This is a genomic window from Acinetobacter sp. YH12096, from assembly GCF_013419215.1.
GTDB lineage: Bacteria > Pseudomonadota > Gammaproteobacteria > Pseudomonadales > Moraxellaceae > Acinetobacter > Acinetobacter amyesii.
The window spans coordinates 37,232-63,645 of the sequence record NZ_VPAM01000005.1; the positions used below are offsets into that span (position 1 = coordinate 37,232).

Below are 26,414 nucleotides of genomic sequence, written 5' to 3' on the forward strand. Positions count from 1 at the left end.
ACCCTAAATTTTAAAACGTATAAATACAGACTGAGGATGAATTCAGCTGAATGAAACAATGGACTTATGTTGCGGCAGCGGCTGTGCTGTCGTTCAGTATGGGCGTCTCTGCTCAGGATGCATTACTTTCAGCTGAAGATGCTTTTCCTTTCTCGGTCGTCTCCGATCGTGCAGATCAGGCGGAGCTGAGTTGGGATATTCCAGCGCATTATTATCTGTATCAGCACAAAATAGAGGTGAAGCAGGGCAATCAAGTTTTAGCTTTGGATTTGCCTGCTGCTGAGGATTTAAAAGACGATAACTATGGTCATACGCAGGTGTATTACCAACAGTTGAGTTTTAAAATTCCGACTCAAAAACTGCAGACCTATCAAGTCAGTTGGCAAGGCTGTGCCAAGGATCGGGTGTGTTATCCACCACAGAGCATCAGCTTTGAAACGGATGCTTCTGGCTTGGTCACACAGCAAAATCTTGCCAGTCCAAATAAACGCTTACTCGATTTTGCAGCAGAAAATACTGCCGAACAGCCTACGGCGAATCGTTTAGATCAGCAGCGGGCAGATAATGCTGCACTGGCTTCTGATCGCTATACCGCAAGCGACCAAATGTGGTCTGAAAAATTAGCACAAAGCTCCATATTTTATGGCCTTTTCCTGTTTTTTGGCTTGGGTTTTTTGTTGGCCTTTACCCCTTGTTCATTGCCAATGCTGCCGATTTTAACCTCACTGATTGTCCGCGACAGCCGAGGTTTAAAAGCGTGGATGATTGCACTGACTTTTGTCACCAGTATGGCGATGGTGTATGCCATTCTTGGCTTGGTGGCGTCGTCTGCAGGTTTGAATTTCCAGCGTTGGTTGCAACAACCCTCGACTTTAATTGCCTTTAGCGTACTCTTTGTGGTTTTTGCCCTGAATTTATTTGGTTTATTTGAACTGAAATTGCCACGCAGTTGGGTCAATCGCTTAGACCAAGCTCAGTCGATGCAAAAGGGCGGTAGTCTCGTTGGCGCTGGGGTCATGGGGATGATTTCAGCATTACTGGTCGGTCCTTGTATGACAGCACCGTTGGCAGGCGCATTATTATTTATTTCCCAAACCCAAAGTCAGTGGCAAGGTGCGTTATTGTTATTCACCCTCGGCTTTGGCATGGGGACCCCACTATTGTTGGCCAGTGTCCTTGGCTCACGGGTATTGCCTAAAGCGGGATTGTGGATGAATCAAATCAAGGTGCTTTTTGCTTTCATCATGTTGGCATTGGCTTTGTATTTTATTCGACCATTGATCAGTGAAGCTTGGTTACAGTGGTTATCCCTTGCTCTGGGGCTGGTGTTTAGCGCTTATGTGCTTTGGCGCATTTTATGGCGCAGTACTCAGCTCAAATGGTTATATATCTTGGTGTTCTGTGCAGCTGTACCTTATATTGTGTACAGTCAATATCAACACAGCCAACGTTTTTTAGTCGAAGAAAATCAACAACAAAGTGCTTGGCATGTGGCACATACAGCGGAAGAGTTTCAACGTTTATTAAGTGAAATTCCCCAAGGTCAATCCGCGATTATTGATGTCTATGCCGATTGGTGTGTGGCCTGTCAGCCGATTGAACATAAAGTTTTAAAATCGGCTGCGGTACAACAGGCTTTGGCACCGTATTACTTAATTAAGTTAGATTTGAGTCAGTATGATGCAACCCATCAAGTACTGCTCAATCAATGGGATATTTTAGGGCCACCGACCTATTTATTTTTAGATACAGCACATCAAGAGATACGTGGACTGCGTTTGACGGGTGCTTTTAGTGAGGAAGAATTGCTAGCGCAATTGGAAAAATTTAAATCGCGTGGAGAATAAAAATGATGCAATTATATATTGCCAATAAAAACTATTCGACGTGGTCTATGCGACCGTGGTTGGTGTTACACGCGTTTAATTTACCCTTTCAAGAGATCTTGATTCCTTTTTCTGAAGAAGCAGATGGCGGAGCATTCAAGCAGCAAATGTTAGCCCTACATGCCAATGGTAAAGTGCCCCTACTGCAACATGACGGTGTGATGATTTGGGACTCATTGGCAATTTGTGAATATTTGGCAGAGCAGTTTCAAGAAATCCCATTGTGGCCAAAAGATGCCACCCAACGTGCATGGGCACGGAGTATTTGCGCGGAAATGCACAGTAGTTTTATGCAATTGCGTAGCTTATGCAGTATGAATCTGCAGGCGGATTATGGTCGTCATGGTCAGAGATTATGGTCTGAACATGCTGAATTGCGTGCTGAAGTGACTCGAATCGAGCAGATTTGGTCGAGTCGTCCTGCGGTGGATGGCTTTCTATGCGGTGAATTTAGTATTGCCGATGCATTTTTTGCACCCGTGGTGACACGTTTACAGACCTTCCAGCTACCTGTGAGTGACAACACACAGCGTTATATGCAAAAGATTTTGCAGCAACCTTCTGTGGTGGCATGGATCACGGCTGCTCAACTGGAACAGCCAGTCCGTCGTATGGAACAGTATCCACGTTAAAAGCTTAATGCCGCATCTGAGCTATATAAAAGGTTTTAAACCAAATGGCTAAAGCTTTGTTGTTCGGTGTAGGCCATGACCATGTTACGACCACCAGCTTTAGCTGCATATAGCGCCTGATCTGCATGGGTCAGCAATTGTTGCGGTACCAATTCAGGCGTAGAAATTGCAATGCCAAAACTAGCTGTCACATGAATTGTCTGACCGTCATGCCCCCAAATTTCAAGCTGTTCAATGGCTTTTCGACAGCGCTCTGCAATGAAAATTGCTTGTTCTAAGTTAGAATTTTTTAACACCAAAATAAACTCTTCCCCGCCAAAACGTCCAACCACATCACTACCGCGTAAATGTTGGTTTAATACTTGGCTGACGAGAATCAAGGTTTCATCGCCTTTATCGTGTCCGTATTCATCATTGATGCGTTTAAAATGGTCTAAGTCCAACAAGACCAGTGCATATGTATCTGTTTTAGCACTATCGAGCTGTTCCAAACACTGATTGATACTGCGTCGATTAAATAAATTGGTCAGTGGGTCGACTTGACTGAGTTTTTGTATCAAATGCTCACGGTGACGCCATTGGCTCAGTAAGATTTCAAATAAAGCCAGACAGGTTAATAAAATAGGAACAATGAAAAAGATCATTGAGAAGAGCCAAAAACTATTTTGATAGCCATAGGCATGAGGTTGAAAAATCGGGGCATAGGGAATAATGCCGCGGATGCTTAAATACATACAAATGGATAAAAAAATCGTGGCTGGAATCAGCATGCTATAGACGATTTTTCGTGTAAATAGTACCAATCCAACGGTCACAAGGCTCACGTAGGAGATCATAGTGGCTGGACTCATGACGCCAATTAAATAACCATCACGACATAAAGAAATGACGAATAAGCCGACCGAAAGATAAGGTAAAATTAGCTGAATCTTGGGATTATCTTTTCCAGCATAGCAAGGCCAAATCAGCAGGACCATTAAGCAAAAAAAGACGATGTTGGTCCACAATTGAGAGTGGATGAGCTCAAGGTTAACCCACTGCCAAAGTTCTGGCGTGACATAAACATAAAATTTCCAGATGATCCAAAGCAGATGAATGGCTGAGCCAAGCATCAGCATGAGCATACACTTTTTCAGGATACTCCAATTCATCACCACTTCATCTTCCAGTAAATACTGGGCGATTCTATTGCGGAGGATCATGTCACGTATGCTTGATTTCACCGTCATCCTGTGTCATTGCCCTGTTCGAGTTATCAGTTTTTTTCTTAAAGTTTATATAGATATCATTTTATAGGCTTACATTAGCATGAAAATTTACACTTGATAACGGTCAAGAACCGCTCAGTAATTTTAAATTTTTTACGAGTTTAAAAAGATTGTTCTAAAAATAAAACATAGTGTCATAAGGATCGGGATTATTCTATTTATGAAAAATGATTACACTAGGCTCAAGTTAATAACAACAGCTTTAGGTTTTAGTCATGAAAATTCTGCATATTGATTCAAGCATCATGGGCGACGCTTCAGTTTCACGTCAACTTAGCGCTGAAATTGTACAACAGCTACAGCAAAAACATGGTGATGCGGCACAGGTTCAACATCTCGATTTAGCTGTACAGCAGATTCCACATCTCAGCAGTGAAATTTTGATGGGTCAAAATGCAGAACAATCGGCTTTAGGCGAGCAGTTGTTACAACAGTATTTAGATGCCGATGTGGTTGTGGTGGGTGCTGCTATGTATAACTTCGGTTTGCCATCAACTTTGAAAGCATGGATTGACCGTATCAGTGTTGCAGGTCGTACCTTTAAATATACAGAACAAGGTCCAGTGGGCTTGGCAGGTGACAAAAAAGTTTATATTGCCAGCAGTCGTGGCGGCGTGTATGGCGATAACAGCCCTGTAGATTATCAAGAAGGTTTATTAAAAGCCGTATTTAATTTCACAGGTGTCAGCGATATTGATGTGATTCGTGCCGAAGGTGTCAATATGGGACCTGACATGAAAGCACAAGCAATGGCGACAGCTCAGGCTCAAATTCAAGCCATTTAACAGATTGACATTTCCCTCTTAGGTCAGCATCTGCTGACCTTTTTTTATGGTGGCTTTGATCAGTTTTCAGGGATTAGTCCTGATCCAGTCGGTGTGCAAAATCAGCTAAATCACTCAGCGCACGCTGTCCTTCTTCAAACCATGGGCTAAACATTTGGAAGTTATGCCACATGCCAGTGTACAGCTTAAATTCGACATCTAGGCCGGCATTTTCTGCTTTGACTTTAAAGCGCTGCGCATCATCCAATAAAATTTCTTTAGAACCCACTTGAATATGAATCGGAGGCAGTCCTTTGAGTTCGGCAAAAAAAGGCGAGACCAATGGATCAGCTCGATCGACCGAGCGTGGTACATAATAATCAATGCCTGTTTCGAGGGCTTCTATGCTTAACAGCGCATCATGCTTGAGGTTATAGCGTAGGGACTCACTACTCAACGTCAGGTCTAAAAACGGTGACATCAACACCAAACCACTGACTTGTGGAAGTTGTTCCTGTTGAATTTTAAGAGCTAAGGCAAGCGCTAAGTTTGCACCACAAGAGTCGCCTGACAAAATAATATCTTTGGCTTGAACCCCTTGATCTAATAACACCGCATACACATCAAAAAGGGCATCGAGTGCTTCAGGAAACTGTGCTTCAGGGGATAAAGGATAATCCAAATGTAACACTTGCATTTGCGTGCGTGCCGCAACTTGAGTCAGAAACGCCCGATGCGTGTTCATCGAACCCAAGAAAAATGCGCCCCCATGAATATGAAAAATGAGTTGGGTCGATGCCTGTTGTGGTTTGATTTCTTCGGCTTTTAAGCCGGCTAAGCGAATAGGACGAATTTGTACATCGGGGTTTTGGGGAAATGCACGACACATTTGTTCCAAAGCAAACCTTAAAGTATTGGGCGGTAAATTGAATTGGCTCGGCCCACGAATTGTGGTTTTTAAAATGCTTTCTGTAATCAGTTGTTTCGTCAGTGGCGATATCTTCATTGTCTTTCCATCTTTTTCTATTTTTGGAATCGTGTGAGCATATTTACCAACACAAATTACAAGGTTACACTAAACGGTCACATACAAAAATTGATAAATTGTTGTGACTTTTGGATACTAATGTCGTCTATATCAGACCAGGGAAATAAACAAAAATGAAAAAAATTGCACTAGCATTAGGATTGATGAGTTTAGCCGCATTTGCAAATGCTGCAGATCCGCTAAATGGTACAACTTGGAAAACCATTGATGATAAAACCAAGCAGCCAAAAGCGATTGTAAAATTCACTGAGCAAAAAAATGGTACGCTTTCTGCGAGCATTCAGTCAGTTTTGACACCAGGTGAAGAGAACGCTTGTAAAAAATGTGAAGGCCCATATCACAATAAATCATTAAAAGGCTTACGTATTGTGACAGGTCTTAAAAATGTAGGTGGTACAAGCTATGAAGACGGTTCAATTTTGGATCCTCAATCAGGTAAAACTTACAAATTAAAAGGTCAATTGGCTGATGGCGGCAAAAAACTAGAGCTTCGCGGCTTTATTGGTGTTGCTGCTTTAGGTCGTAACCAAACATGGATCCGCGCCAACTAATTTGACGTGATTCCAACAAAAAAGCCTGACGATGTCAGGCTTTTTTATAGCCTATTTTCAGCCACAATTGAACTAGAGCCGTGCATGAGTGTGATAAAAAAATTTATTTCAACGCACGATAAGCGCTTTCATCAAAGCCAACCAATAAATCGCTACCTGTATCCAATACAGGGCGTTTAATCATACTGCTATGCGCTGTTAAACACTGAATCAAATTTTCTTCACTGGCTAAGGCCGCCTGTTGCTCTTCTTCACTGAGTTTTTTCCATGTGGTGCCTTTTTTGTTGAGAATCACATCAGCACCTTTGGCATCGAGCCATTTTTTCACGGTTTCAGCATCAATCGCTTCTTTTTTATAGTCATGAAATTCGTAGCTTAGGCCTAATTCGTTGAGCAAGTCGAAAGCTTTTTTCATGGTATTACAGTTTTTGATGCCATAAATTCTAAGCATGAACAGGTGTCCTCAATTATTCAAAACAATAAGATAAAAAATAAAATCAGCTATTATCCTACAGGCTAATTCATCAATGCTCAAAGCTCGATCTGGATATGGATTGAGAAATAAATGTTTTGCTGTAAAAGTCGCATGTAATAAATATTGGGTATTGTCATCAAAACGACATTTTGGTGTTTTAAAATAGCCTACAGAACAAAACGAATCAGAAAAGAAAGCGCTGCGATAACAAGAAAATTCAGCTTAAGGTTGCATAGTCAAAAGTAGAAAGAAAGCGAGAATAAGAAAATGCTGTGCAGATCGAATTTTTAGCTGTTTTAGTTGGGGGATGTTTTGAGTCTATAGATGTGGGGACTAGATAAGAGAAAACCCGCATTTAATCATCCTGATCATGCGGGTCTCAGTCCAACGTCCATTGTCACATCCTTGAAAACAAGCTAAATCATTTAGTTTGTTTTTATACTTCCTTCGGCGTCCAATCCTTTTGTGTCATCCTGACATGTCCCTTTGCCGTGCGACCATAATGCTACGTTCGAGTTGTGAGATAAATCCACAAATTCGTCATGTAATGTGAGAAATAACCTCTAATTTAGTAAACAATCGTTCACTCAATTAATTGCTGAGAGCTTAAATTTTATAGTCAATAATCACTGGGGCATGGTCGCTAAACCACTCATCTTTGAATACCCAAGCATTCACAGTACGTTCTTTCCAGTCTGGCGAACATGCATGGTAGTCAATACGCCAACCGACATTTTTGGCACGTGCTTGTCCTCGGTTAGACCACCAAGAGTAAAGCTCGGCTTCTTTACGTACCTCACGGAAGGTGTCGACATAGCCAAGTTCATCATAAATATGATCGAGCCATGCACGTTCATGTGGTAAGCAGCCCGAAGCCTTTTGGTTCCCAGACCAATTTTTAATATCAATACGTTTATGCACGATGTTGTAGTCACCGCAAACAATCACTGACTTATTTTCAGCACGCCATTGCTTCAAAATTTGTTTGTATTCGTTTAAAAATAAATCTTTACGTGCCTGAGCTTCTTCACCCGATGAACCAGAAGGCAGGTAGAGCGAGCAAATATGTGCAGTTTGTCCAAGTCCTAAATCGAACTCAGCAGAAATAAAGCGGCCTTGGCTATCGGCTAATTCAAAGCCTAAGCCATCTTTCACTGATACAAAGGGTAGGCGGCTATAAATCGCAGTACCGGCATAGCCTGGGCGTTCTGCAGGGAAAAGGTGTGTAAACCAACCTTCGGGTTTAAATTTATCGGTCCATTGTTCATGGGTAATGCGGCTTTCTTGCATGCAGATGACATCGGCATCTGAAGTTGCCATCCAGTCAAAAATACCTTTTTTTTCAGCGGAACGCAGACCATTCACATTAATTGAAACGACACGTAAAATTTTTTGATCACTTGGATAGCTACTCTTTGGTATCATGCTCAGGTTTAACCTCAAACTTAAAAAAATGGAGCACCTCATGACAGCGCAAGCGGCATTTAATCCACAAGCTTTTATCGAACTCGCATTATCACGTGGTGTGCTTAAATTTGGTGAGTTTACTTTAAAATCGGGTCGTGTGAGTCCTTATTTTTTTAATGCAGGTCTACTGAACGATGGTGAAGCCTTATCATTATTGGCTTCTGGCTATGCAGCTAAATTAACACAATGCGATAATGTGGAAGTGGTCTTTGGCCCAGCTTATAAAGGTATTCCATTTGTAGCCGCTACGGCTGTTGCACTGTCACAAAACCATGGTGTGAGCGTACCTTGGGGCTTTAACCGTAAAGAAGCGAAAGACCATGGCGAAGGCGGTGTATTGGTTGGTGCGTCTGTTGAAGGTAAAAAAGTCTGGATCATTGATGATGTGATCACTGCGGGTACAGCGATTCGTGAAGTAGTAACTATTCTGAAAAATGCCGGTGCACAAATTGCGGGCGTATTGGTGGCGCTAGACCGTCAAGAAAAAGGTCAGGGCGATTTGTCTGCGATTCAAGAAGTACAAAAAGAACTCGAAATCCCAGTTCATGCCTTAATTACCATGAAAGATTTGATGACTTTCTTAGAGGCTAAAGGTGAAACTGAAGCTTTAGCGAAAATGGAAGCGTACCGTGTTAAATACGGCATTTAATTTTTCGGGATTTCAAAAGGCAGCTGAAGCTGCCTTTTTTACGTCTTTAAATGATGATTGTTGCATCTAACTAACAAAAAACGTGAAATATTGCTTAAAAAGTAGGCGTTAAACGTGAAGAATCAATAAAAAGCCGTCTCAGTGCGCTATTTACTGAAACGGCTTTAGTTAAACTATTGATGCTTATAGAAAATTTAAAGAATTTCGTATAACGTGTATTATGTTAATTTTAGATTTACTAAAACTATTTTTTGAGAACTAGGCTGTTATGGGAACTGTAAAGCTCAAATCTTCTGATGAAGTTTTTCAATTAAAAATTAGTCTGCTAGGTAGTGATCCTGAAATCTGGAGAACTATTCAAATTTCATCGGCAGCTACTTTATCTAGGCTCCATAAGGCAATTCAATCCGCTTTTGATTGGGAAGATAGCCATTTACATGAATTCACGACTATTAAGCATGAAAAGATCAATAAAAGACAAAAATTGAAAGAAGTTCTACGTGTAGGTAAAAAAATTATATATACATATGATTTTGGCGATTGTTGGGAACATTTGATTACTGTAGAAAGCAGACAATCTCCTGATTTAAATAAAAAATATCCATGTTGTATAGATGGTCAAAATCATGCTCCATTTGAAGATATTGGAGGAATTTTTGGATATCTTGATATTTTAGATGCATTACAAGACCCCAAACATCCAAGATATGACGATTACATGCAAATTATCGAAGATGAAATAGGAGAGATAGAGTTTGATCCGACCTACTTTAATTCACATGATATTAAGTTTTAAACCTGATTTAACATAAGGGCTGTTATACGAAATTGCAACTAAATATAGTTGCAATTATTATTTAAAAGTAACTATACTTAGTTGCAATAGCAGTAGGGCTGAAGTATGGGTAAAACGGAAAAGTTACTGGAAAAATTTGGAAATTCAAAAAATACATTTCCGTATAAAGATTTAGTCGTTTTACTGAATCAGCTCGGCTATGAAAAATTTGAAATGGCAGGCTCTCGTGTCCGTTTTTTTAATACGAAAACTGAACACATGATTTTACTGCACAGGCCACACCCTGAAAATGAAATCAAAGGTGGGGCTTTGAAATCTGTAAAACAGGCACTCAAGCAGGAGGGATTTTTATGAGCTATTTAAAATACAAAGGTTATCTAGGTACAATTGAACCTGATCTTGAAACAGGTGAGTTATTTGGAAAGCTTGCATTTATCCGTGATCTCATCACTTATGAAGCAGAAACATTAAAAACTCTTGAACAAGCTTTTCAGGAATCTGTCGATGGATATTTAGAGTCTTGTGCTGAATTAGGTAAAAAACCCGATCAGCCATTCAAAGGTACATTTAATGTCCGTATTAGTCCTGAGTTACACCGTAAAGCTGTTTTAGCATCAAGTGATAATTCTCTTAATGCTTTTGTAAGCGATGCGATTCAAGAGAAATTAATGCGTTTAGGTGCTTAATTTATTGAAGCCTAGATTGACATCTAAAAATTGAAAAAAATTAGTAAAAAAGGGAGCTTACAGCTCCCTTTTTTGTGTTATTCCTAAGTAGAAATGTCCTACCTAATAACCAAATAGAAATGTCCTATATGGACATTTCCAAGTCAAGCACAGGATTTAGATTTCGTTCTTGAATTGCTGTTTTCTGTGCACGTCTGCTTGGCATCTTTTGAGAACGATTACGTTTGTTTTGCTGTTCCAGTTCTTCATGTTGTTGTTGGATATGATTCAGAACAGCACTCAACCGTTTATTCTCAACAATCTCTCGCTGATTCAGCTGACTTAATTTATCGAAGAGGCTGTAATTGATCTTTCGGCTATTATGCATGATGGCTACAGTACCATCCGGGTATTCCAGGAACTCAAGATACTTACCGATCAACCTCTGATTTTCTTCGGTGTTTTCCAAGAGATATACGCATTTATCATAAGTAATCGTCAGGCTATTCGTGACTCTGCGGGGTTCACGCCAAGTAAAAATATCATCTAACTCTTCGGCTGTTTCAGTGATCGGCCGATGTAGATTCTTAGGATTAAAAGCCATCTTGGCGAACTTCTGATTGAACTGCTCAATGAAGCAGGGTAGCCAGGCATTCGCTTGCTCAATCGAACAGATGCCTTTCAGGCGCATCTCCTTGATCAGACGGTCCTGAAGGGTTCTGTTGGCCCGTTCTACACGGCCTTTGGCCTGCGGTGAATTGGCGAAGATGATATCGATATTCAGGGTGCTGAGTACACGTCCAAACTGGGTAATCTTGGTGTCTTTCTTGCTGCTTTGATTCACTCTAAAGACTGAATGTTTGTCGCTGTAAAACGCTAAAGGCTTACCGTGCTGTTCGACATATAAACGTGTTGAAATCATATAGTCAAAAGTTGATTCTGACTCACAGAAGCGTAAATGCTGTAATTTGCCTGTGGCATCATCAATGAACACCAGTAGGCAGCATTTAGCAGCGCGTCCTTCAAACCAGTCATGGTGTGAGCCATCAATTTGGATCAGCTCACCAAAGCAATCCCGGTTGTAACGAGGCTGATACGGGCGCTTCAGGCGCTTGGATCGAGGAATCCATAAGTCAGCTGCAATCATCCAGGAACGCAGGGTTTCTACTGAAAGATCGAATCCATGCACGGTGGTGAGCTTTTCATGCGCTAAAGTGGGTCCGAAACCATGGAGTTGGTCAGAAACAATATTGAGGCATTTGAGTCTGAGTTCTTCAGGAAGTTTGGAATTGCTGATTTGGCCACGACCGGCATGGGCTAATGCAACTGGACCTTGGGCTTTGTATTTCTGCAGTAAGCGTCTGATCTGACGTTCTGAAATATGAAGTAGCTGAGCAGCCTGGGATTGAGTTATGCGTTGATCGCAGATTTCCTGCAAGACCGACAATCGTTTAAGTTCTTTATCCGACATAGACACCAACATATCAAACCGTCCGCTAAGGAAATCGCAAAAGTGCATATTCTAAAAGCGGACATTTTTACTTTGGAGAAACCGGACATTTCTATTTTGGAGTTACACAGCTCCCTTTTTTGATTTCGCATAAGGTGTATTATGTTAATTTTAGGAACGCTACAAGATAGATTAGACTCGATTTTTTCTCTTTTTGAGATATAAATAACAAATCAACAGAAAACTAAGCCAAAATAAGTAGTCCAAAATAAAGTAGTGAAGAAGGAACTCATCTAAATCCCAAAAAATAAATAACACGCTTATATTGTTACCAGGTGAAGTGAAATCTCCATCAATTAAGAATGGCTTTGTTGCACAAAGATTTCATAACTATATGATTTTAAAAGTTTTGATTATTTTTTGATCTAAAATTAAATTTATTTAAATCAGATGCTTACATATTTATGCAACAAAGCCATTAAAACTTAACAAAAACCTGAACTTGTAAAATAATCTAAATATCAATTACTTAATTCTCAGAAAAATATTATTATTATTGTGTTATTAATGTTTAATATTTGTGGTTTGTATGTTTTGGATTCTTATAGCAGTTCTAGTTTTGATTAGTACACTATTAATTATTTCTATATTAAAGGAATATCTTAAAAATCCTTTCAGATAAATGACTCAATTTTAATCTATTTAACATAATGGCGATTATACGAAGTACACTTGTATATTAATATAAATATCAACTACTTAATAAAAATAGAAAAATCCAAAAATGCCCAAAAAGCCGACTTTGAAACAAGTCGGCTTTTTTATGATCGATTTTGATAGTTTTTGCCAAGAAAATTGGCTAAAAAAATGATCAATTTAGCAATCAGTGCCCATTTCATACGGATCCAGGTTCCAAAACTATCCCCAATTGCTGGGGATAAAATTTAGGCTATTTTGTACGCTTTGGCTCACATAAAACTCGGCCCTTTGCGGCTATCCAGGATAGGTGAATTTTCCTATGATGAAGTCATAGAGAACAGGATGTTCCAAACAACAAGAATAAGAAAGATCGCACCAGGAGCGTGAGGTAAGACAGGAGTCATACCTAGCAACCCAATATGAGAAACCCCGGCAGGATGCTGGGGTTTTTTATTATCTAAAATATTTAGATCAAAGTTGGATGGGCATCCAGAATGCGAATTAAAGTCGCTGCAGGACCAGTCGGATAGCGTCGGCCTTGTTCCCAGTTCTGTAGCGTTCTCGCGCTAATATGCAAACGTGCAGCAAACTCTGCTTGCGTTAATCCAGTTTTCTCACGTACTTCTTTAATATCTGGCAATTCAAGCTCTGTGACTCGACTGGCCTTTATCTCATTACGTTTGATGGCACCAGCTTCTTTGATTGAAGCAACCAGGTCATCAAATAAGTTGTTATCCATGAAATTGCTCCTTTACTAATTGACGCAGGATCGATGTTTCTTTGTCTGTCAGATTATCTTTCACAGACTTTGGATAAGCCACCAGGAAAAATATCTGATCATCTTCTGTGACCCAATAATAGATCACCCGGATGCCGCCGCTTTTACCTTTATTGCCTTGAGTACAGCGTACTTTACGAATTCCACCACCATTCTTGATTAAGTCACCTTTATCAGGTTGTACCAAAAGATCTTGCTGGAGCTGACGATACTCTTCATCACTTACAAGCTCTTTAATTTGCTTGGTAAAAACACTGGTTTCAATGAATAACATGAGCTCAAGTACGTCAATGGCGTATAAGAATTTTAGCAGTTTTAGAATAAAAAAACGAGAAAAGGTAGCTCTCATTTCTCATAACCGAAATTATCTTACGTGATTAGCTTCAATTTTGATTTTTAGGTAATAGAAATTACAACCAAAAGGTAAATAAATATTCAATTTTTTGATACAAAAAGTCATTTATAGTATATTTAATTAATTGATATAATTTACATTAAGTACATTATTAGAATAAATATATAGAATGCCTCGTTTAGTTCTAAAGGCTAAATCAATAAGATCTTTTGATCCTAAATTTTTGATGGCCTTAATTGATTGTCTACCTTTAAATCAGCGACCCTCTATTAAGGAATTATTAAATCTTTATCCAGAAGAAATTAAATTAGATCTAACCTCTGAAGTATTGGAGTCTACTATTGAAAAAATATCAGCTCGATTAGGTACGGTATTCGATATTCAACATTCATAATTTAAAATTAAATAATAGATGTTATATGAAAGGCACAATTCATGAGCCTTTTCATCACTCGTTTAACATAAAATCTCTTATACGAAACTCTCTTCATCACACTTCTTACATTCCAACATTACCCCTAACTTTTCGTTCCGTCCTTGCTCAGTGATAACCCAAGGACGGTTTTGCCAAGGCGGATCATGCCGGACATGCTGTGTATGGCCACAAGCTAAAATAGCATACCAATGATTTTCATCATCCAAGGCAAAATCAACAATGGCTTGCTGCATATCGGACACCTATCTAAACTGAACTTATGTTGAAAAGGGGAGAGAGCTCATGCTGAGCAATCACAACGGCTTGAATATCAAATTGCTAAATAGACTGTGAAATTTGGTTTATTTCTGCCGCACGCTTACGCCGCGACAGTTCTATTTTTCCCGCCATGTTTGGCTTTATACAGCGCTAGATCAGCACGCTTAATTGTATCTTCGTAGGTACAATCTTCAGGCATGATGGTTGTTACTCCTATGCTCACGGTGACATGGGCGTTATCTATTGAAAACCGACTTAATTCTTTTCTGGAATGTTCATGAATCCGTTTGGCAAATTGAATGGCTTGTTCACAGCCCGTGTTGGGTAATGCGACCACAAACTCATCTCCACCTAAGCGGCAGGCGCAATCAGTCTTGCGCAGCGTTAAACGAAGAATATTTGCGACTGCTCGGATTGCCTCATCACCGACATGATGACCTTTGCTGTCGTTGATTTTTTTGAGGTTATCAAGATCGAACATCAAAATCGAGGTCTGTATGGAATGTCGTAGGTATGACTCATAATGTAATGCTAAGTCATGCTCTAATTTTCTTCGATTGAAAAGACCGGTTAACTGATCCGTATGGCTGAGTTCCTTCAGCTTAATTTCCAAGTTGTGACGCGCTGAAATATTACTTGCGACCCAAAGCACAACGTCTTCTTCATCTACTGAAAAACTGAGGGCTTGGATGCGCACCTCAAACCAAATGGGCTCTTCAGGACCATAATCGGGCAGACCTTTTACATCCCTATTGCTCAATTCGTACTCTTCGATGAGTAGATTTCCTGACGCTAGAGCTTGGTCGATCAGTTGCATAAACAAGTTGGCTTTATCTGGCTTGATCACATCTGAAATATAGGTACCAACAAGACCGGAACCATCGTGGTAATAGCGATTATCGCGCCCACCAAAAACCGCAACGTATTTTCCACTACGCGATATGACAAAAGCAGGGTCTGGCAAAGCATTAAGAATGATAGCCATCTGCTCAATGTTGATCATTAATTAATTCTATTTCTTTATTTACAATAATTAACACAATAGCTAAAAAAAAATAAAAAGCACGTGTTTTTTCACCAAAAATAGTGATGGGCGAGATGTAGATGTGATGAATATCTGTATCGATTGTTTGGCGTCGATTTACACAGGCCTAACGCCATAATGCTTTCACGGCTTATTTCCTTTATTGAGATAAGGCCGATGATAGAAATATATCGAATTATCGCCTGCATCACACGAATCCATACATACACATGCAAAATCAGAATAAACAAAAGAAAAATCTCGGCTATACTCATTCATAAATTGATAATGAACAGAGCACTGAATAATGCGTGTACTTGTTGTGATGGATCCCATCGAAAATGTAAACCTAAAAAAAGATACCTCAATGGCGATGCTATGGGCAGCAGCACGTCGTGGACATGAGCTAGGCTATGCATTACAGCAAGATTTATATATCGATCAAGGCAAAGCCTTTGGTTTGATTTCACCGCTAAAAGTTTTTGAAGACTACAACCACTATTACGAACTCGGCGAAAAACAAAAAGAACCAATTGCTGCTTATGACGTGGTTTTGATGCGTAAAGATCCGCCGTTTGACATGAACTTTGTCTACACCACCTATATTTTGGAACAGGCTGAACGCGAAGGTGCATGGATTATTAACAAGCCACAAAGCCTACGTGACTGCAATGAAAAATTGTTTGCGACACAATTCCCTGAACTTCAAGTACCAACCTTGGTGACTTCGCAGCAAAGTCTGATTCGTGAATTTTTACAAGAACATGGTGATGTGATTGTGAAGCCATTAGACGGCATGGGCGGCATGGGCATTTTCCGTTTATACCAAGATGGCGTTAATATTGGTTCAACCATTGAAATCCTGACCAATAACGGCACACAGCCGATTATGGCGCAGCGATACATCCCAGAAATTGTGGATGGCGACAAGCGCATCTTGATGATCAATGGCGAACCCGTACCGTATTGTTTGGCGCGTATTCCGCAAAATGGCGAAGTGCGTGGCAACTTGGCGGCAGGTGGTTTGGGCGAGGCGCGTCCATTGACCGAAAATGATAAAGCCATTGCAGCCAAAGTTGGGCCATTCCTTCGTGAAAAAGGGTTAGTGTTTGTTGGTCTGGATGTGATTGGTAATTACGTGACTGAAATTAATGTCACCAGTCCAACCTGCGTACGTGAAATTGATGCGCAATTTGGCACCTCGATTGCCGATGATTTATTTGATGTCCTTGAGGCAGGTTTAAAAGCTTAATTTTGCACTAGATTTAAAAGAGTCCTTCACGGGCTCTTTTTTTGGCCTGCGCTAAGGGGAGGGGAGCTTAAAAAGCAAAAAAACTGTAAGTGAATGCAATTAAAGTGAAAAATTGTCTGATTTTTTTTCAATTCTCATAGATTAATAATAAAACTAGTTTAAACTTTTAAAATAGTAGAAAAAAACAATCATACGCCTGTTGAAAAAAAGTAAATTACCTTTCACGGTCATGCGTTTGTGATTACAATTGTTTGCTTAAAATCGAATATCATTAGCCTCTTTTTAGAATTGAAGAATTAGACAGTGACCGAAGTAACGCAAGTAAAGCCGAAACATGTCATGATGATGGCTGCCGGAACCGGTGGTCACGTCTTTCCAGCGCTCGCTGTTGCCAAAGAGTTGCAACAACAAGGCTGTGAAGTTTCTTGGCTCGCAACGCCAACAGGTATGGAAAATCGCCTGCTTAAAAATCATAATATTCCAATTTATCAAATTGATATCCAAGGCGTACGCGGCAATGGAGTCGTGCGTAAGCTGATGGCACCATTTAAAATTCTCAAAGCTACATTGAGTGCCATGCGTTATATGAAACAACTCAAAGTCGATGCAGTTGCAGGCTTTGGGGGGTATGTGGCTGGGCCGGGTGGCTTGGCAGCTCGTGCATTGGGCATTCCAGTCATTATCCATGAACAAAATGCGGTGGCAGGTTTTACCAATACGCAGTTGTCACGTGTGGCCAAAATTGTTTGTCAGGCATTTCCAAATACCTTTCCAGCACAAGATAAAATCGTAACCACAGGGAATCCTGTACGTAAAGAAATTACAGAAATTTTAAATCCGTCATGGCGTTACCAAGAGCGTGAAAAAGCTGGGTTGCCATTACGGGTTTTAATTGTGGGTGGCTCACTGGGCGCACGTGCCTTAAATGAATGTGTGCCGGCAGCCTTGCAGCAATTAGAACAGCCACTCAGTGTATATCACCAGTGTGGTCAAAATAACGCTGAAAGCACATTGGCTCGTTATGCAAATGCACCTGAACATATGCAAGTTGAAGTTCAGCCGTTTATTGAAGATATGGCAGCAGCCTATTCTGCAGCGGATTTGATTATCTGCCGTGCTGGTGCGCTAACCGTCACTGAAATTGCGACAGCAGGTGTAGCAGCCGTGTTTGTTCCTCTGCCAAGTGCAGTGGATGACCATCAAACTGCAAATGCAGGGTTCTTGGCCAATATCAATGCTGCAAAAATTTGCCCACAAGCGGATATGACCGCAGAAAGTTTAACAGCGTTGTTGAAGCCGCTGATGAATCGCCAACGACTTATGGAAATGGCGGTTAAGGCTCGACAACAGGCACAACCCGATGCGACACAGCACGTGGTTGGTTTAATTCAAGATTTGTAAAATTCGAGTAATCTATGTCTCCATCAACGCCTGCCGATCAAGCGAAAAAGCTCATTAAAGTGCCAGAAATGCGCCGTATTAAACACATCCATTTTATTGGGATTGGTGGTGCGGGCATGTGCGGTATTGCCGAAGTATTGAAAAACCAAGGCTATAAAGTTTCAGGTTCAGATATTAAAGCGTCGAAAACTACGGCTCAGCTTGAAGAAAACGGCATTCAAGTTTTCATCGGTCATGCTGCTGAAAATATTCAAGGCGCCAATGTAATCGTGGTATCAACAGCCATTGATTCTGAAAACCCAGAAGTGAAAGCGGCGATTGAAACCCGTACACCTGTTGTACGTCGTGCAGAAATGTTGGGTGAATTAATGCGTTACCGTCATGGTATTGCCGTTGCTGGGACGCATGGTAAAACCACGACAACCAGTCTTGTGACCTGCATGTTGGCAGAAGAAAATCTGGATCCAACTTATGTCATTGGTGGTTTGTTAAATCGTACTGGTGTGAATGCTGCATTGGGTGCAAGTCGTTATATCGTGGCCGAAGCGGATGAATCAGATGCATCTTTCCTGCATTTACAGCCGATGGCAACGATTGTCACCAATATCGATGCTGACCATATGGATACCTATGGCGGTAGCTTTGATGTATTGAAAGATACCTTTGTGCAATTCTTACAGCGTCTTCCATTTTACGGTTTAGCCGTGATGTGTGGTGATGATGCCAACATCCGTGAAATTATGCCGCGTATTGGTCGTCCTGTCGTGACTTATGGTTTCAATGAAGACAATGACATTCGTGCTGTTGATGTGGCTCAAGAAGGCATGCAATCACACTTTACAGTTTTGCGTAAAGACCGTGAGCCGTTACGTTTAACCATTAACTTGCCGGGTCTTCATAACATCTTAAATGCCTTGGCAGCGATTGGTATTGCAACGGATGAAGGCGTTTCTGATGCTGCGATTGCACGTGCCTTAGAAAGCTTCAGTGGCGTAGGTCGTCGTTTCCAAGTCCAAGGCGAATTTGAAGTTGAAGATGGCTTGGTGAAATTGGTCGATGACTATGGTCACCATCCAAAAGAAGTGGAAGCGACCATTAAAGCAGCACGTGCAAGTCATCCAGATCGTCGTTTGGTGATGATGTTCCAGCCACATCGTTTTAGCCGTACGCGTGACTGTTTTGATGACTTCGTCGATGTCTTGTCTCAAGTCGATCAACTGTTGTTATTAGAAGTTTATCCTGCAGGTGAAAAACCAATTGTGGGTGCGGATAGTCGTGCGTTGGCTCGAAGCATTCGTCTCCGTGGTGAGGTTGAGCCGATTCTCATCGATCCAGTAGAAGGCAACTTACAAGCAGTAATGAAAAAAGTGTTACAAGCAAATGACTTGTTATTAACACAGGGCGCAGGTAATGTTGGAGCAATCTCAATCGAACTTGCTCAAAACAATCTCTATGTAAAATGATCACCGCTGGGTGATCCAAAGTTTGTTTAGACCGTAGATAAAAGTTTAAGGATATAAACGTGTCAAATGCTTCAAAATTCGGCAAAGTTGCCGTGTTATTAGGTGGGAAATCTGCCGAACGTGAGGTTTCTCTCGATAGTGGTAAAGCTGTACTTGAAGCATTGGTGCGTTCGGGTGTAAATGCCGAAGCATTTGATCCGCAGCAACGCAGTGTGACTGAGTTGGTGGCTTATGACCGTGCATTTATCGTACTTCATGGCCGTGGTGGTGAAGATGGTCAAATTCAGGGTACTTTGGAATGGTTAAACATTCCGTACACTGGAACGGGCGTTCAAGGCTCAGCGATTGGTATGGATAAAGTCAAAACTAAACAAGTTTGGCAAGGTTCAGAACTACCGACAGCACCTTATCGTATTGTCAGCAAAGATTCAGATTTACAAGAAATTGTAGATTCAATTGGTTTGCCATTTATCATTAAGCCGGTGCATGAAGGCTCAAGCATTGGTATGAGCAAAGTTGAAAAAATTGAAGACTTTGCAACCGCAATTGCCAAAGCGACCCAGCATGATGCAGTTGTGATGGCTGAAAAATGGATTACCGGACGTGAATTTACCATTGTGATTTTAAATGGTCAGGCATTACCTGTGATTCGTTTAGAACCGCCTGCAGATGTGGCTTTTTACGATTACGAAGCGAAATATAACCGTAACGATGTGCAATATGGTATTCCATGTGGCTTGACTGAAGATGAAGAAAAGCGTCTACAAGCTTTATCTTTACGCGCTTTCCAAGCGGTAGGTGCGAGTGGTTGGGGTCGTATTGACGCGATGCAGGATGCCGAAGGAAACTTCTGGTTACTTGAGGTAAATACTGTTCCGGGTATGACCAGTCATTCTCTAGTACCAAAAGCTGCTAATGCTGTAGGTTATAGTTTTGAAGATCTTTGTGTTGCAATTTTGGAACAAACCCTGACAGGTGCGGCACACTAAATTATGGCTCAACTTCCTGCGTCTATGCGCCGTAAACGTGCAGCAACGACATCGATACATGACAAACCACCGACACGTAAGGAAAAACTTACCAATGTGGGTGGATGGCTGTTGTTGTTTATTGCATGTGTGGTTTTGATTGCCGGAATTTGGGGGCTATATAAAGTCATGACGGATGCACGTGTGGCTGAACTTGATGTGGTGGGTGTGCGGAGCGCCCAAGAAAAACAACAAGTCATGTCATACGTTTCACCGATGATGACTGAAAACTATTTTACCTCTGATTTACGTGTCATTCGTGACCGTACTTTAGAAATCTCTTGGGTCGATCGCGTGGTGGTATCGCGTGCATGGCCGAATGCAATTCGTGTACGGGTGATGCCGCGTCAAGCGATTGCACGTTGGGGAACTGGGCGACTGTTAAGCGACAGTGGTGATGTATTTGCTGAATTAACTCCGACCAATCATCAGAATTTACCGTTATTGCATGGGCCGACGAGTCAGTCCAAAATGATGATGCGTCGCTATAATGAAATTAATCAACTATTTATACCTGTTGGCATTCGTTTAAAAGAATTATATTTAACCGAACGAATGACTTGGTTTATGCAGTTTGATTCAGGCTTACGTGTGATTGTCGATCAGGATCAAACCATGAGTAAGTTGCAGCGTTTAAGTTATCTCGCACACAGTGACTTAAAACCTGTTTGGCCACGAATTTCTGCCATCGATTTGCGCTACCGAAATGGTTTAGCGATTCAATGGAAAAACTCTGTGCCAGCAAAGTCGATAAATGGTCAGTTTGTTGTAACCAGTGATGACATAGGCATTGCGAATGCAGCGCCTGTAAAGCCATAATGATCGGCTTTATAAGTAGAGGCTTTAAGCCATAAATTAAACAAACATGTGAATGGTAGTAGTAAATAATGAATGAAGCTGTTCCCTCGGTTGTTGCGATTGACATTGGGACACACAAAGTTTCAGTTTTGATTGGTAAGGTACACGCGCCAGACAATATCCAAGTGGTAGGGATGGCGACCGCTCGTAACCGCGGCATGAATAAAGGGAAAATTGTCAGTCTCGATAAAGTTGTTACCGCAATTAAAAATGCAGTGCAGGAAGCGGAAGATATGGCGGAATGTCGTGTACATTCTGCGTGGATTTCCATTCCAAGTGCTGAACTAAAAAGTTTTTATGCCTCTGGTCGTACTCCAATTGAAAATAATGACCATGCGATTACCACCAATGAAGTGGTGCGTGCTTTAGAACTGGCCAAAGCCAGTCATTTAACGTCTGACCATTATTTGGTGAGTGCTGTACCTTTAGGTTTTGAACTAGATGATGAACCTGAGTGGGTATTAAACCCGATTCGTATGTCAGCACGGAGTATGACAGGACATTATCATTTGATGATGTTACCCATCAGCACTATGCAGAATTTGGATCGTGCATTAAAAGGCGCCAATATTGGTGTTGAACGCATGGTCATTTCATCATTAGCAACAGCTGAAGCCAGTTTGCTTAAAGATGAAAAAGAATATGGTGTGTGCTTGGTCGATATTGGTGCAGGTACGACCAATATCGCGGTGTATTTAGATGGTCGCTTGGCGATGACACATACCTTGCAACGTGGCGGTGAGCATGTAACACGTGATATTGCTGCTGTATTGCAAACCACAACAGAAGAAGCGGAACGCATTAAGCTGTTGTATGGTTGTGTCGACCTGAAAGTGGTTAAACCTGAAAGTATGATTCAGTTCCAAGGGATTGATGGTCCACAAACCATTAGCCGTATTGAACTGACCGAAATCATTATTGCGCGCTATGAAGAAATCTTTAATCAAGTGCGTAATGAATTGGTCGATCATGGTGCAATTCATGGTTTATACCATGGTGTTGTACTCACAGGTGATGCCTGCCAAATTGAAGGAATGGTGACATTTGCACGCCGGATTTTAGGTGTCTCTGCACATTTAGGTAATCCACCTATGCAAGTGTATGCCGATGATCAACAGCAAGCAGCTTTACGTCGTTCACAATACGCGACTGCCGCAGGTCTGTTAATTTTCAGTCAAAGCGAAACACAAGATACGATCGTTGAGCCAGAAGATACGGAAAAACTTTCAGTATTGAATCGGGTAAAACGGGCATGGTCGGGCTTCAATGACACCTTGAAGTCGATCTTTTAAGTTGAAATATTTGGGAATATTGTTGGGAAGTTGTACGGATTATTGCTTGTACTTGACAAGCTGGAACTTGGACAGCATTCTAAAAAACAATTTTTATTAAGATCAAGGCAGTATACGGGCTGAAGTGTCTGCCAATTATGGATTAGGAATTTTTTAGGCATGGCCTCATTTGAATTTTTAGAAGATGATCAAAGCGACAGCAACGGTCAAGCCCGTTTCACAGTATTCGGTGTGGGTGGTGCTGGCGGTAACGCTGTGCAACACATGTTGGAATCAGATATCGAGGGTGTAAAATTTGTTTGTGCCAATACAGACAAACAAGCACTCGACCGCATGAATGCACAATTTAAAATCCAACTCGGCGAGCAAAGCACGCGTGGTTTGGGTGCAGGTGCAAATCCACAAGTGGGTCAAACTGCTGCTGAAGAAAGCCGTGAGTTGATTCGCCAACACCTTGAAGGTACGGACATGGTGTTCGTGACTGCAGGTATGGGCGGTGGTACTGGTACAGGTGCTGCGCCGGTTGTTGCTGAAATTGCCAAAGAAATGGGTATCTTAACGGTAGGTGTGGTGACGACTCCGTTTAACTTTGAAGGTAAACGTCGTCAGCAATCTGCTGAGAAAGGTATCGAAGCCCTTGAGCAACATGTTGATTCTCTAATTATTATTCCGAACCAACGCCTGCTAAAAGTGTTCCGTGATATCTCGATGAAAGATGCTTACAAAAAAGCAGACGACGTACTGTTAAATGCTGTACGTAGTATCTTTGATCTTGTGGTGCGTCCTGGTCATATCAACCTTGACTTCGCCGATTTGAAAACTGCGATGAGTACACGTGGTTATGCCATGATGGGTGCAGGTTCTGGTCGTGGTGAAAACCGTGCACGTCAAGCTGCTGAACAAGCGATCCGTAGCCCATTGTTAGATAACGTGACCATCATGAATGCAAAAGGCATTTTGATTAACGTAACAGGTGGCGATGACGTAACCTTCGGTGAAATTGAAGAAATCACAGATGTAGTGAACCAAATTGTGGATCTTGATGAAGGTCAAGTGTTCTACGGTACGGTATTTGATCCAGATGCACGTGATGAAATTAGTGTAACTGTGATCGCAACGGGTTTAACTCGTAATTCTGCCGATTCTGCTGAGCCAGTGAAACGCCCTGTCGCACAAGCAACACGTACAGTCGCTTCTGCACAAGCTCCTGTAGATGAAGATGATGTACCAGCGATTCAACGTCAACATAATGAAGCAGCTGCTCCGGCGGCTGCGGTGGCGTCAGCATCGAATTCACGCCCTACGCCAATGAGTATTCAAGACTACTTGAAAAATCAGCAACGTAAATAAAACAAATTCAATGACTTAAGTGTCTATTGATTGCAAAAGGTAGCTGATCAGCTACCTTTTTGTTTTTTATCAATGGCTAAATATGCTAACGTATAGCGGTTTTGTGAACTGATGATAGAAGACACATGTTGAAACAACGTACCCTGAAACGCATCGTGAAAGCGAGTGGCATCGGACTGCATAGTGGGCAAAAAGTGATGATTAACTTTGTGCCACATCATGCCGATGGGGGCATTGTGTTTCGTCGTATCGACTTAAATCCACCGATTGATATTCCAGCTGATGCTATGCTGATTCAAGAAGCATTCATGTGTTCTAACTTGGTGCAAGAAAATGCTAAGGTGGGCACAATTGAGCACATTATGAGTGCGATTGCTGGTTTAGGGATTGATAACCTGATCGTGGAAGTGTCGGCGTCTGAAGTGCCCATTATGGATGGGAGTGCCGGCCCATTCATTTATTTGCTTATGCAAGGTGAACTACAAGAACAAAATGCACCTAAAAAATTCATAAAAATACGCAAACCTGTCGAAGCACTGATCGATGATAAACGTGCTGCCTTCCAACCGCATGACGGTTTCCAATTAAATTTTACGATTGATTTTGACCATCCTGCATTTAAGAAAGAATTTCAATCGGCAACCATCGACTTTTCAACCGAAACATTTGTCTATGAAGTCAGTGAAGCGCGGACTTTTGGCTTTATGAAAGATTTGGATTATCTCAAAGCCAATAATTTGGCTTTGGGGGCGAGTCTCGAAAATGCCATTGGCGTAGATGAAAATGGTGTGGTCAATGAAGAGGGTTTACGCTTCTCGGATGAGTTTGTTCGTCACAAAATATTAGATGCTGTGGGTGATTTATATTTGCTTGGTCATCAAATTATTGCGAAATATGATGCCTATAAGTCAGGTCATGCATTAAATAATCAGTTATTACGCAATGTCAAAAGTGATCCAGATAGCTATGAAATTGTAACATTTGATGACATTAATGATTGCCCAATTAGTTATGTGAATGTGACATAAGTCATTGTCTTATAATAGTGATGTTATATTGTATCATTTGTAAGTGTTAAGTCTGTCACATTCTGAGCATTCAAATTTGTCTGTTACAACTGGGTGGTTACTTTTTATTGCTTGCCAAACGCAGCATTGCTTGGCTAAGCTTAGGGTCGCTCACAAAGTCAGCAGCATTACGGAGTAAATCCTGAGTTTCTGTACTGAGGGTTCTTGAAATTTTTTCAGGGGAATGGGGCGTTGGAGACGGAGTTCTCAGACGGACTTGAATCTTGTGTAAATCCTTGAATTCGTATATTTGTGATAATTGTGCAATATATTGCTTTTGTAAATAGGCCAACTGACTTATCAGTGCCTGATTTTCTCCAGTTAATATAAGTACACCGTTTATATAACAAACGACTTGCCATTGATCCGGTTGGGGCAATAGCGGTTGAACAATTTTCGTAAGCTTCTGCCATGCAGCAACTTGCGTTGAGAGAAACGACAAGTTTCCTGTTTTTATGTGTTTTCTTGTTGGTTGAAAGACGTTGACAGGTTCTGACATACATATTTCCTACATGTTTATGTCTTAATCTTATGCGCTCCTTTTGGCTGATATCAAGGACGAAATCACACAAGGAACAAAAGAGAACAGTTTATAGAGGTTTTTTATGCATTTACGACGTATTTTATTGGCGTTTTCATTGGCAGCTTCGGCCGCTTCAGTCGCTTTTGCAGATTTAGTTGAATTAAATCAAGCAGACTCATCAGATCGTATTGAACAGTTAACTCGCACTTTGTCTCAAGGTGCTTACTCTGAAAGCAATGATATTGATGTTCCAGCGGAAACGAAGTTGAATGTTCAAATTCGTGAAAAATCAATTGAACTCAACAATGCGACAATCGCAAAAAAATACGGTTCAAGCAATTCCTCTCAAAACTATTCAGCAAGTTCAAATAATCCATATTCATGGTTAATTGCCCACCCACTTCCAGACATGAAGCGCGTGAGCTCAAATTATGGTGGCCGTACCATGGGTGGCCGTGCAGAAAATCATTCAGGTTTAGATCTTTCTGCGGCAAGTGGTACACCTATTTATGCAACGGGTCCAGGCATTGTAACCAAATCAGGCTGGGGCACAGGTTATGGCCAATATGTTGAAATCAACCATGGTAATGGTTACCTGACACGTTATGCACATGCATCACGCTTAATTGCACGTGTAGGCGACCGTGTTGCTGCGGGTGAGCATATTGCTAACGTTGGTTGTACTGGTCGTTGTACTGGCCCACATTTGCATTACGAAGTAGTGAAAGATGGTCAACGCAAAAACCCATCGACGTATTTAGCGATGTTGCCATAAGCGCATACAACATCTGTATACGAAGCCATTGTCTGAACCTCTACAGACAATGGCTTTTTTATTTATCGCTAATAACTATAAAATTATCATTCTAAAAAATATTGTCTGTATGAAATATGGCGAAAATTGACCCAAAAATGTAAATTTGTGTAATTGTTAATCAATAAGTATTTAGTAAATAAATAATAGAGCTATTTCGTATTC

At 41.1% G+C, this 26,414-nt stretch carries 28 protein-coding genes; 18 read left to right on the forward strand and 10 right to left on the reverse strand.

Annotated features, from left to right (window positions below; translation table 11 throughout):
- The first annotated feature begins 50 nt into the window (after positions 1-50).
- The gene (gene dsbD / locus FTU36_RS03285) at positions 51-1,847 is read left to right on the forward strand and encodes a protein-disulfide reductase DsbD (RefSeq protein WP_180116804.1); all 1,797 of its coding nucleotides are present in this window, start codon (positions 51-53) and stop codon (positions 1,845-1,847) included.
- Positions 1,848-1,849: 2 nt separating this feature from the next.
- Positions 1,850-2,518, forward strand: coding sequence for a glutathione S-transferase family protein (locus FTU36_RS03290; RefSeq protein ID WP_180116805.1), 669 nt, complete (start codon positions 1,850-1,852; stop codon positions 2,516-2,518).
- 35 nt (positions 2,519-2,553) lie between these two features.
- Here FTU36_RS03290 and FTU36_RS03295 read toward each other — a convergent pair whose 3' ends face one another.
- Positions 2,554-3,720, reverse strand: a complete 1,167-nt coding sequence (locus FTU36_RS03295; RefSeq protein WP_373686345.1) for a GGDEF domain-containing protein — start codon at positions 3,718-3,720, stop codon at positions 2,554-2,556.
- 281 nt (positions 3,721-4,001) lie between these two features.
- Between FTU36_RS03295 and FTU36_RS03300 the strand changes: the two genes are divergently transcribed.
- Entirely contained in the window at positions 4,002-4,571 is a 570-nt protein-coding gene (locus FTU36_RS03300; protein WP_078190588.1) for an FMN-dependent NADH-azoreductase, read from the forward strand.
- A 73-nt stretch (positions 4,572-4,644) separates the two neighbouring features.
- Here the strand turns inward: FTU36_RS03300 and FTU36_RS03305 are convergent, their stop codons facing one another.
- Positions 4,645-5,556, reverse strand: coding sequence for an alpha/beta hydrolase (locus FTU36_RS03305; protein WP_180116807.1), 912 nt, complete (start codon positions 5,554-5,556; stop codon positions 4,645-4,647).
- 155 nt (positions 5,557-5,711) lie between these two features.
- Between FTU36_RS03305 and FTU36_RS03310 the strand changes: the two genes are divergently transcribed.
- Positions 5,712-6,149 (forward strand): DUF2147 domain-containing protein, encoded by a 438-nt coding sequence (locus FTU36_RS03310; protein ID WP_078193227.1) that lies wholly within the window; start codon positions 5,712-5,714, stop codon positions 6,147-6,149.
- Positions 6,150-6,252: 103 nt separating this feature from the next.
- Here the strand turns inward: FTU36_RS03310 and FTU36_RS03315 are convergent, their stop codons facing one another.
- Entirely contained in the window at positions 6,253-6,600 is a 348-nt protein-coding gene (locus tag FTU36_RS03315; protein WP_180116808.1) for a Spx/MgsR family RNA polymerase-binding regulatory protein, read from the reverse strand.
- A gap of 630 nt (positions 6,601-7,230) precedes the next feature.
- The gene (locus FTU36_RS03320) at positions 7,231-8,049 is read right to left on the reverse strand and encodes an exodeoxyribonuclease III (RefSeq protein WP_180054178.1); all 819 of its coding nucleotides are present in this window, start codon (positions 8,047-8,049) and stop codon (positions 7,231-7,233) included.
- 40 nt (positions 8,050-8,089) lie between these two features.
- On the opposite strand from FTU36_RS03320, the gene pyrE reads away from it, so the two are divergent.
- The 4 genes from pyrE to FTU36_RS03340 all read left to right on the forward strand — a co-directional run bounded on the left by pyrE (position 8,090) and on the right by FTU36_RS03340 (position 10,222).
- On the forward strand, positions 8,090-8,740 hold the full coding sequence (pyrE, locus tag FTU36_RS03325) for an orotate phosphoribosyltransferase (RefSeq protein WP_111885133.1): 651 nt from the start codon (positions 8,090-8,092) through the stop codon (positions 8,738-8,740).
- Positions 8,741-9,008: 268 nt separating this feature from the next.
- Positions 9,009-9,536, forward strand: a complete 528-nt coding sequence (locus tag FTU36_RS03330; protein ID WP_000537572.1) for a plasmid pRiA4b ORF-3 family protein — start codon at positions 9,009-9,011, stop codon at positions 9,534-9,536.
- A gap of 105 nt (positions 9,537-9,641) precedes the next feature.
- Positions 9,642-9,890 (forward strand): type II toxin-antitoxin system HicA family toxin, encoded by a 249-nt coding sequence (locus FTU36_RS03335; RefSeq protein ID WP_044425274.1) that lies wholly within the window; start codon positions 9,642-9,644, stop codon positions 9,888-9,890.
- Positions 9,887-10,222, forward strand: a complete 336-nt coding sequence (locus FTU36_RS03340; protein ID WP_035270373.1) for a type II toxin-antitoxin system HicB family antitoxin — start codon at positions 9,887-9,889, stop codon at positions 10,220-10,222. The genes FTU36_RS03335 and FTU36_RS03340 overlap by 4 nt, the downstream gene beginning before the upstream one ends.
- A gap of 124 nt (positions 10,223-10,346) precedes the next feature.
- Here the strand turns inward: FTU36_RS03340 and FTU36_RS03345 are convergent, their stop codons facing one another.
- From FTU36_RS03345 to FTU36_RS03355, 3 genes are all read right to left on the reverse strand, one after another.
- A complete protein-coding gene (locus tag FTU36_RS03345; protein ID WP_180116809.1) occupies positions 10,347-11,672 on the reverse strand; it encodes an ISNCY family transposase in 1,326 nt (441 codons plus the stop codon).
- Positions 11,673-12,816: 1,144 nt separating this feature from the next.
- Positions 12,817-13,089, reverse strand: coding sequence for a NadS family protein (nadS, locus tag FTU36_RS03350; RefSeq protein ID WP_004641921.1), 273 nt, complete (start codon positions 13,087-13,089; stop codon positions 12,817-12,819).
- Positions 13,082-13,402: a type II toxin-antitoxin system RelE/ParE family toxin gene (locus FTU36_RS03355; RefSeq protein ID WP_067765721.1), complete on the reverse strand. Its 321-nt coding sequence runs from the start codon at positions 13,400-13,402 to the stop codon at positions 13,082-13,084. The genes nadS and FTU36_RS03355 overlap by 8 nt, the downstream gene beginning before the upstream one ends.
- A gap of 250 nt (positions 13,403-13,652) precedes the next feature.
- On the opposite strand from FTU36_RS03355, the gene FTU36_RS03360 reads away from it, so the two are divergent.
- Positions 13,653-13,877 (forward strand): hypothetical protein, encoded by a 225-nt coding sequence (locus tag FTU36_RS03360; protein ID WP_100329926.1) that lies wholly within the window; start codon positions 13,653-13,655, stop codon positions 13,875-13,877.
- Between the two features lie 77 nt (positions 13,878-13,954).
- On the opposite strand, the gene FTU36_RS03365 is transcribed toward FTU36_RS03360, so the two are convergent.
- Positions 13,955-14,152 carry a DUF3565 domain-containing protein gene (locus FTU36_RS03365; RefSeq protein ID WP_180054181.1) on the reverse strand — a complete coding sequence of 66 codons (198 nt, stop codon included), beginning with the start codon at positions 14,150-14,152 and terminating at the stop codon, positions 13,955-13,957.
- A 125-nt stretch (positions 14,153-14,277) separates the two neighbouring features.
- Positions 14,278-15,180 carry a sensor domain-containing diguanylate cyclase gene (locus tag FTU36_RS03370; protein WP_180116810.1) on the reverse strand — a complete coding sequence of 301 codons (903 nt, stop codon included), beginning with the start codon at positions 15,178-15,180 and terminating at the stop codon, positions 14,278-14,280.
- A gap of 328 nt (positions 15,181-15,508) precedes the next feature.
- On the opposite strand from FTU36_RS03370, the gene gshB reads away from it, so the two are divergent.
- The 8 genes from gshB (at position 15,509) to lpxC (ending at position 24,873) form a co-directional block, all read left to right on the forward strand.
- Positions 15,509-16,453, forward strand: a complete 945-nt coding sequence (gshB, locus tag FTU36_RS03375) for a glutathione synthase (protein ID WP_168379397.1) — start codon at positions 15,509-15,511, stop codon at positions 16,451-16,453.
- Positions 16,454-16,756: 303 nt separating this feature from the next.
- Entirely contained in the window at positions 16,757-17,854 is a 1,098-nt protein-coding gene (gene murG / locus FTU36_RS03380) for an undecaprenyldiphospho-muramoylpentapeptide beta-N-acetylglucosaminyltransferase (RefSeq protein WP_168379398.1), read from the forward strand.
- A 14-nt stretch (positions 17,855-17,868) separates the two neighbouring features.
- Positions 17,869-19,317, forward strand: coding sequence for a UDP-N-acetylmuramate--L-alanine ligase (gene murC, locus FTU36_RS03385; RefSeq protein ID WP_078190576.1), 1,449 nt, complete (start codon positions 17,869-17,871; stop codon positions 19,315-19,317).
- Between the two features lie 59 nt (positions 19,318-19,376).
- Complete coding sequence (locus tag FTU36_RS03390) at positions 19,377-20,306, forward strand: D-alanine--D-alanine ligase (protein WP_180008768.1); 930 nt, start codon at positions 19,377-19,379, stop codon at positions 20,304-20,306.
- Between the two features lie 3 nt (positions 20,307-20,309).
- The gene (locus FTU36_RS03395; RefSeq protein ID WP_180116811.1) at positions 20,310-21,164 is read left to right on the forward strand and encodes a cell division protein FtsQ/DivIB; all 855 of its coding nucleotides are present in this window, start codon (positions 20,310-20,312) and stop codon (positions 21,162-21,164) included.
- 68 nt (positions 21,165-21,232) lie between these two features.
- Positions 21,233-22,495, forward strand: coding sequence for a cell division protein FtsA (gene ftsA / locus FTU36_RS03400; protein WP_078190573.1), 1,263 nt, complete (start codon positions 21,233-21,235; stop codon positions 22,493-22,495).
- Between the two features lie 159 nt (positions 22,496-22,654).
- Entirely contained in the window at positions 22,655-23,845 is a 1,191-nt protein-coding gene (ftsZ, locus tag FTU36_RS03405) for a cell division protein FtsZ (RefSeq protein ID WP_180041748.1), read from the forward strand.
- A gap of 125 nt (positions 23,846-23,970) precedes the next feature.
- Positions 23,971-24,873, forward strand: a complete 903-nt coding sequence (lpxC, locus tag FTU36_RS03410; RefSeq protein WP_180002680.1) for a UDP-3-O-acyl-N-acetylglucosamine deacetylase — start codon at positions 23,971-23,973, stop codon at positions 24,871-24,873.
- A 97-nt stretch (positions 24,874-24,970) separates the two neighbouring features.
- On the opposite strand, the gene FTU36_RS03415 is transcribed toward lpxC, so the two are convergent.
- Positions 24,971-25,411 (reverse strand): DciA family protein, encoded by a 441-nt coding sequence (locus FTU36_RS03415; RefSeq protein ID WP_180054185.1) that lies wholly within the window; start codon positions 25,409-25,411, stop codon positions 24,971-24,973.
- 106 nt (positions 25,412-25,517) lie between these two features.
- On the opposite strand from FTU36_RS03415, the gene FTU36_RS03420 reads away from it, so the two are divergent.
- The gene (locus tag FTU36_RS03420) at positions 25,518-26,210 is read left to right on the forward strand and encodes a M23 family metallopeptidase (RefSeq protein WP_180059327.1); all 693 of its coding nucleotides are present in this window, start codon (positions 25,518-25,520) and stop codon (positions 26,208-26,210) included.
- The last annotated feature ends 204 nt before the right edge of the window (positions 26,211-26,414 follow it).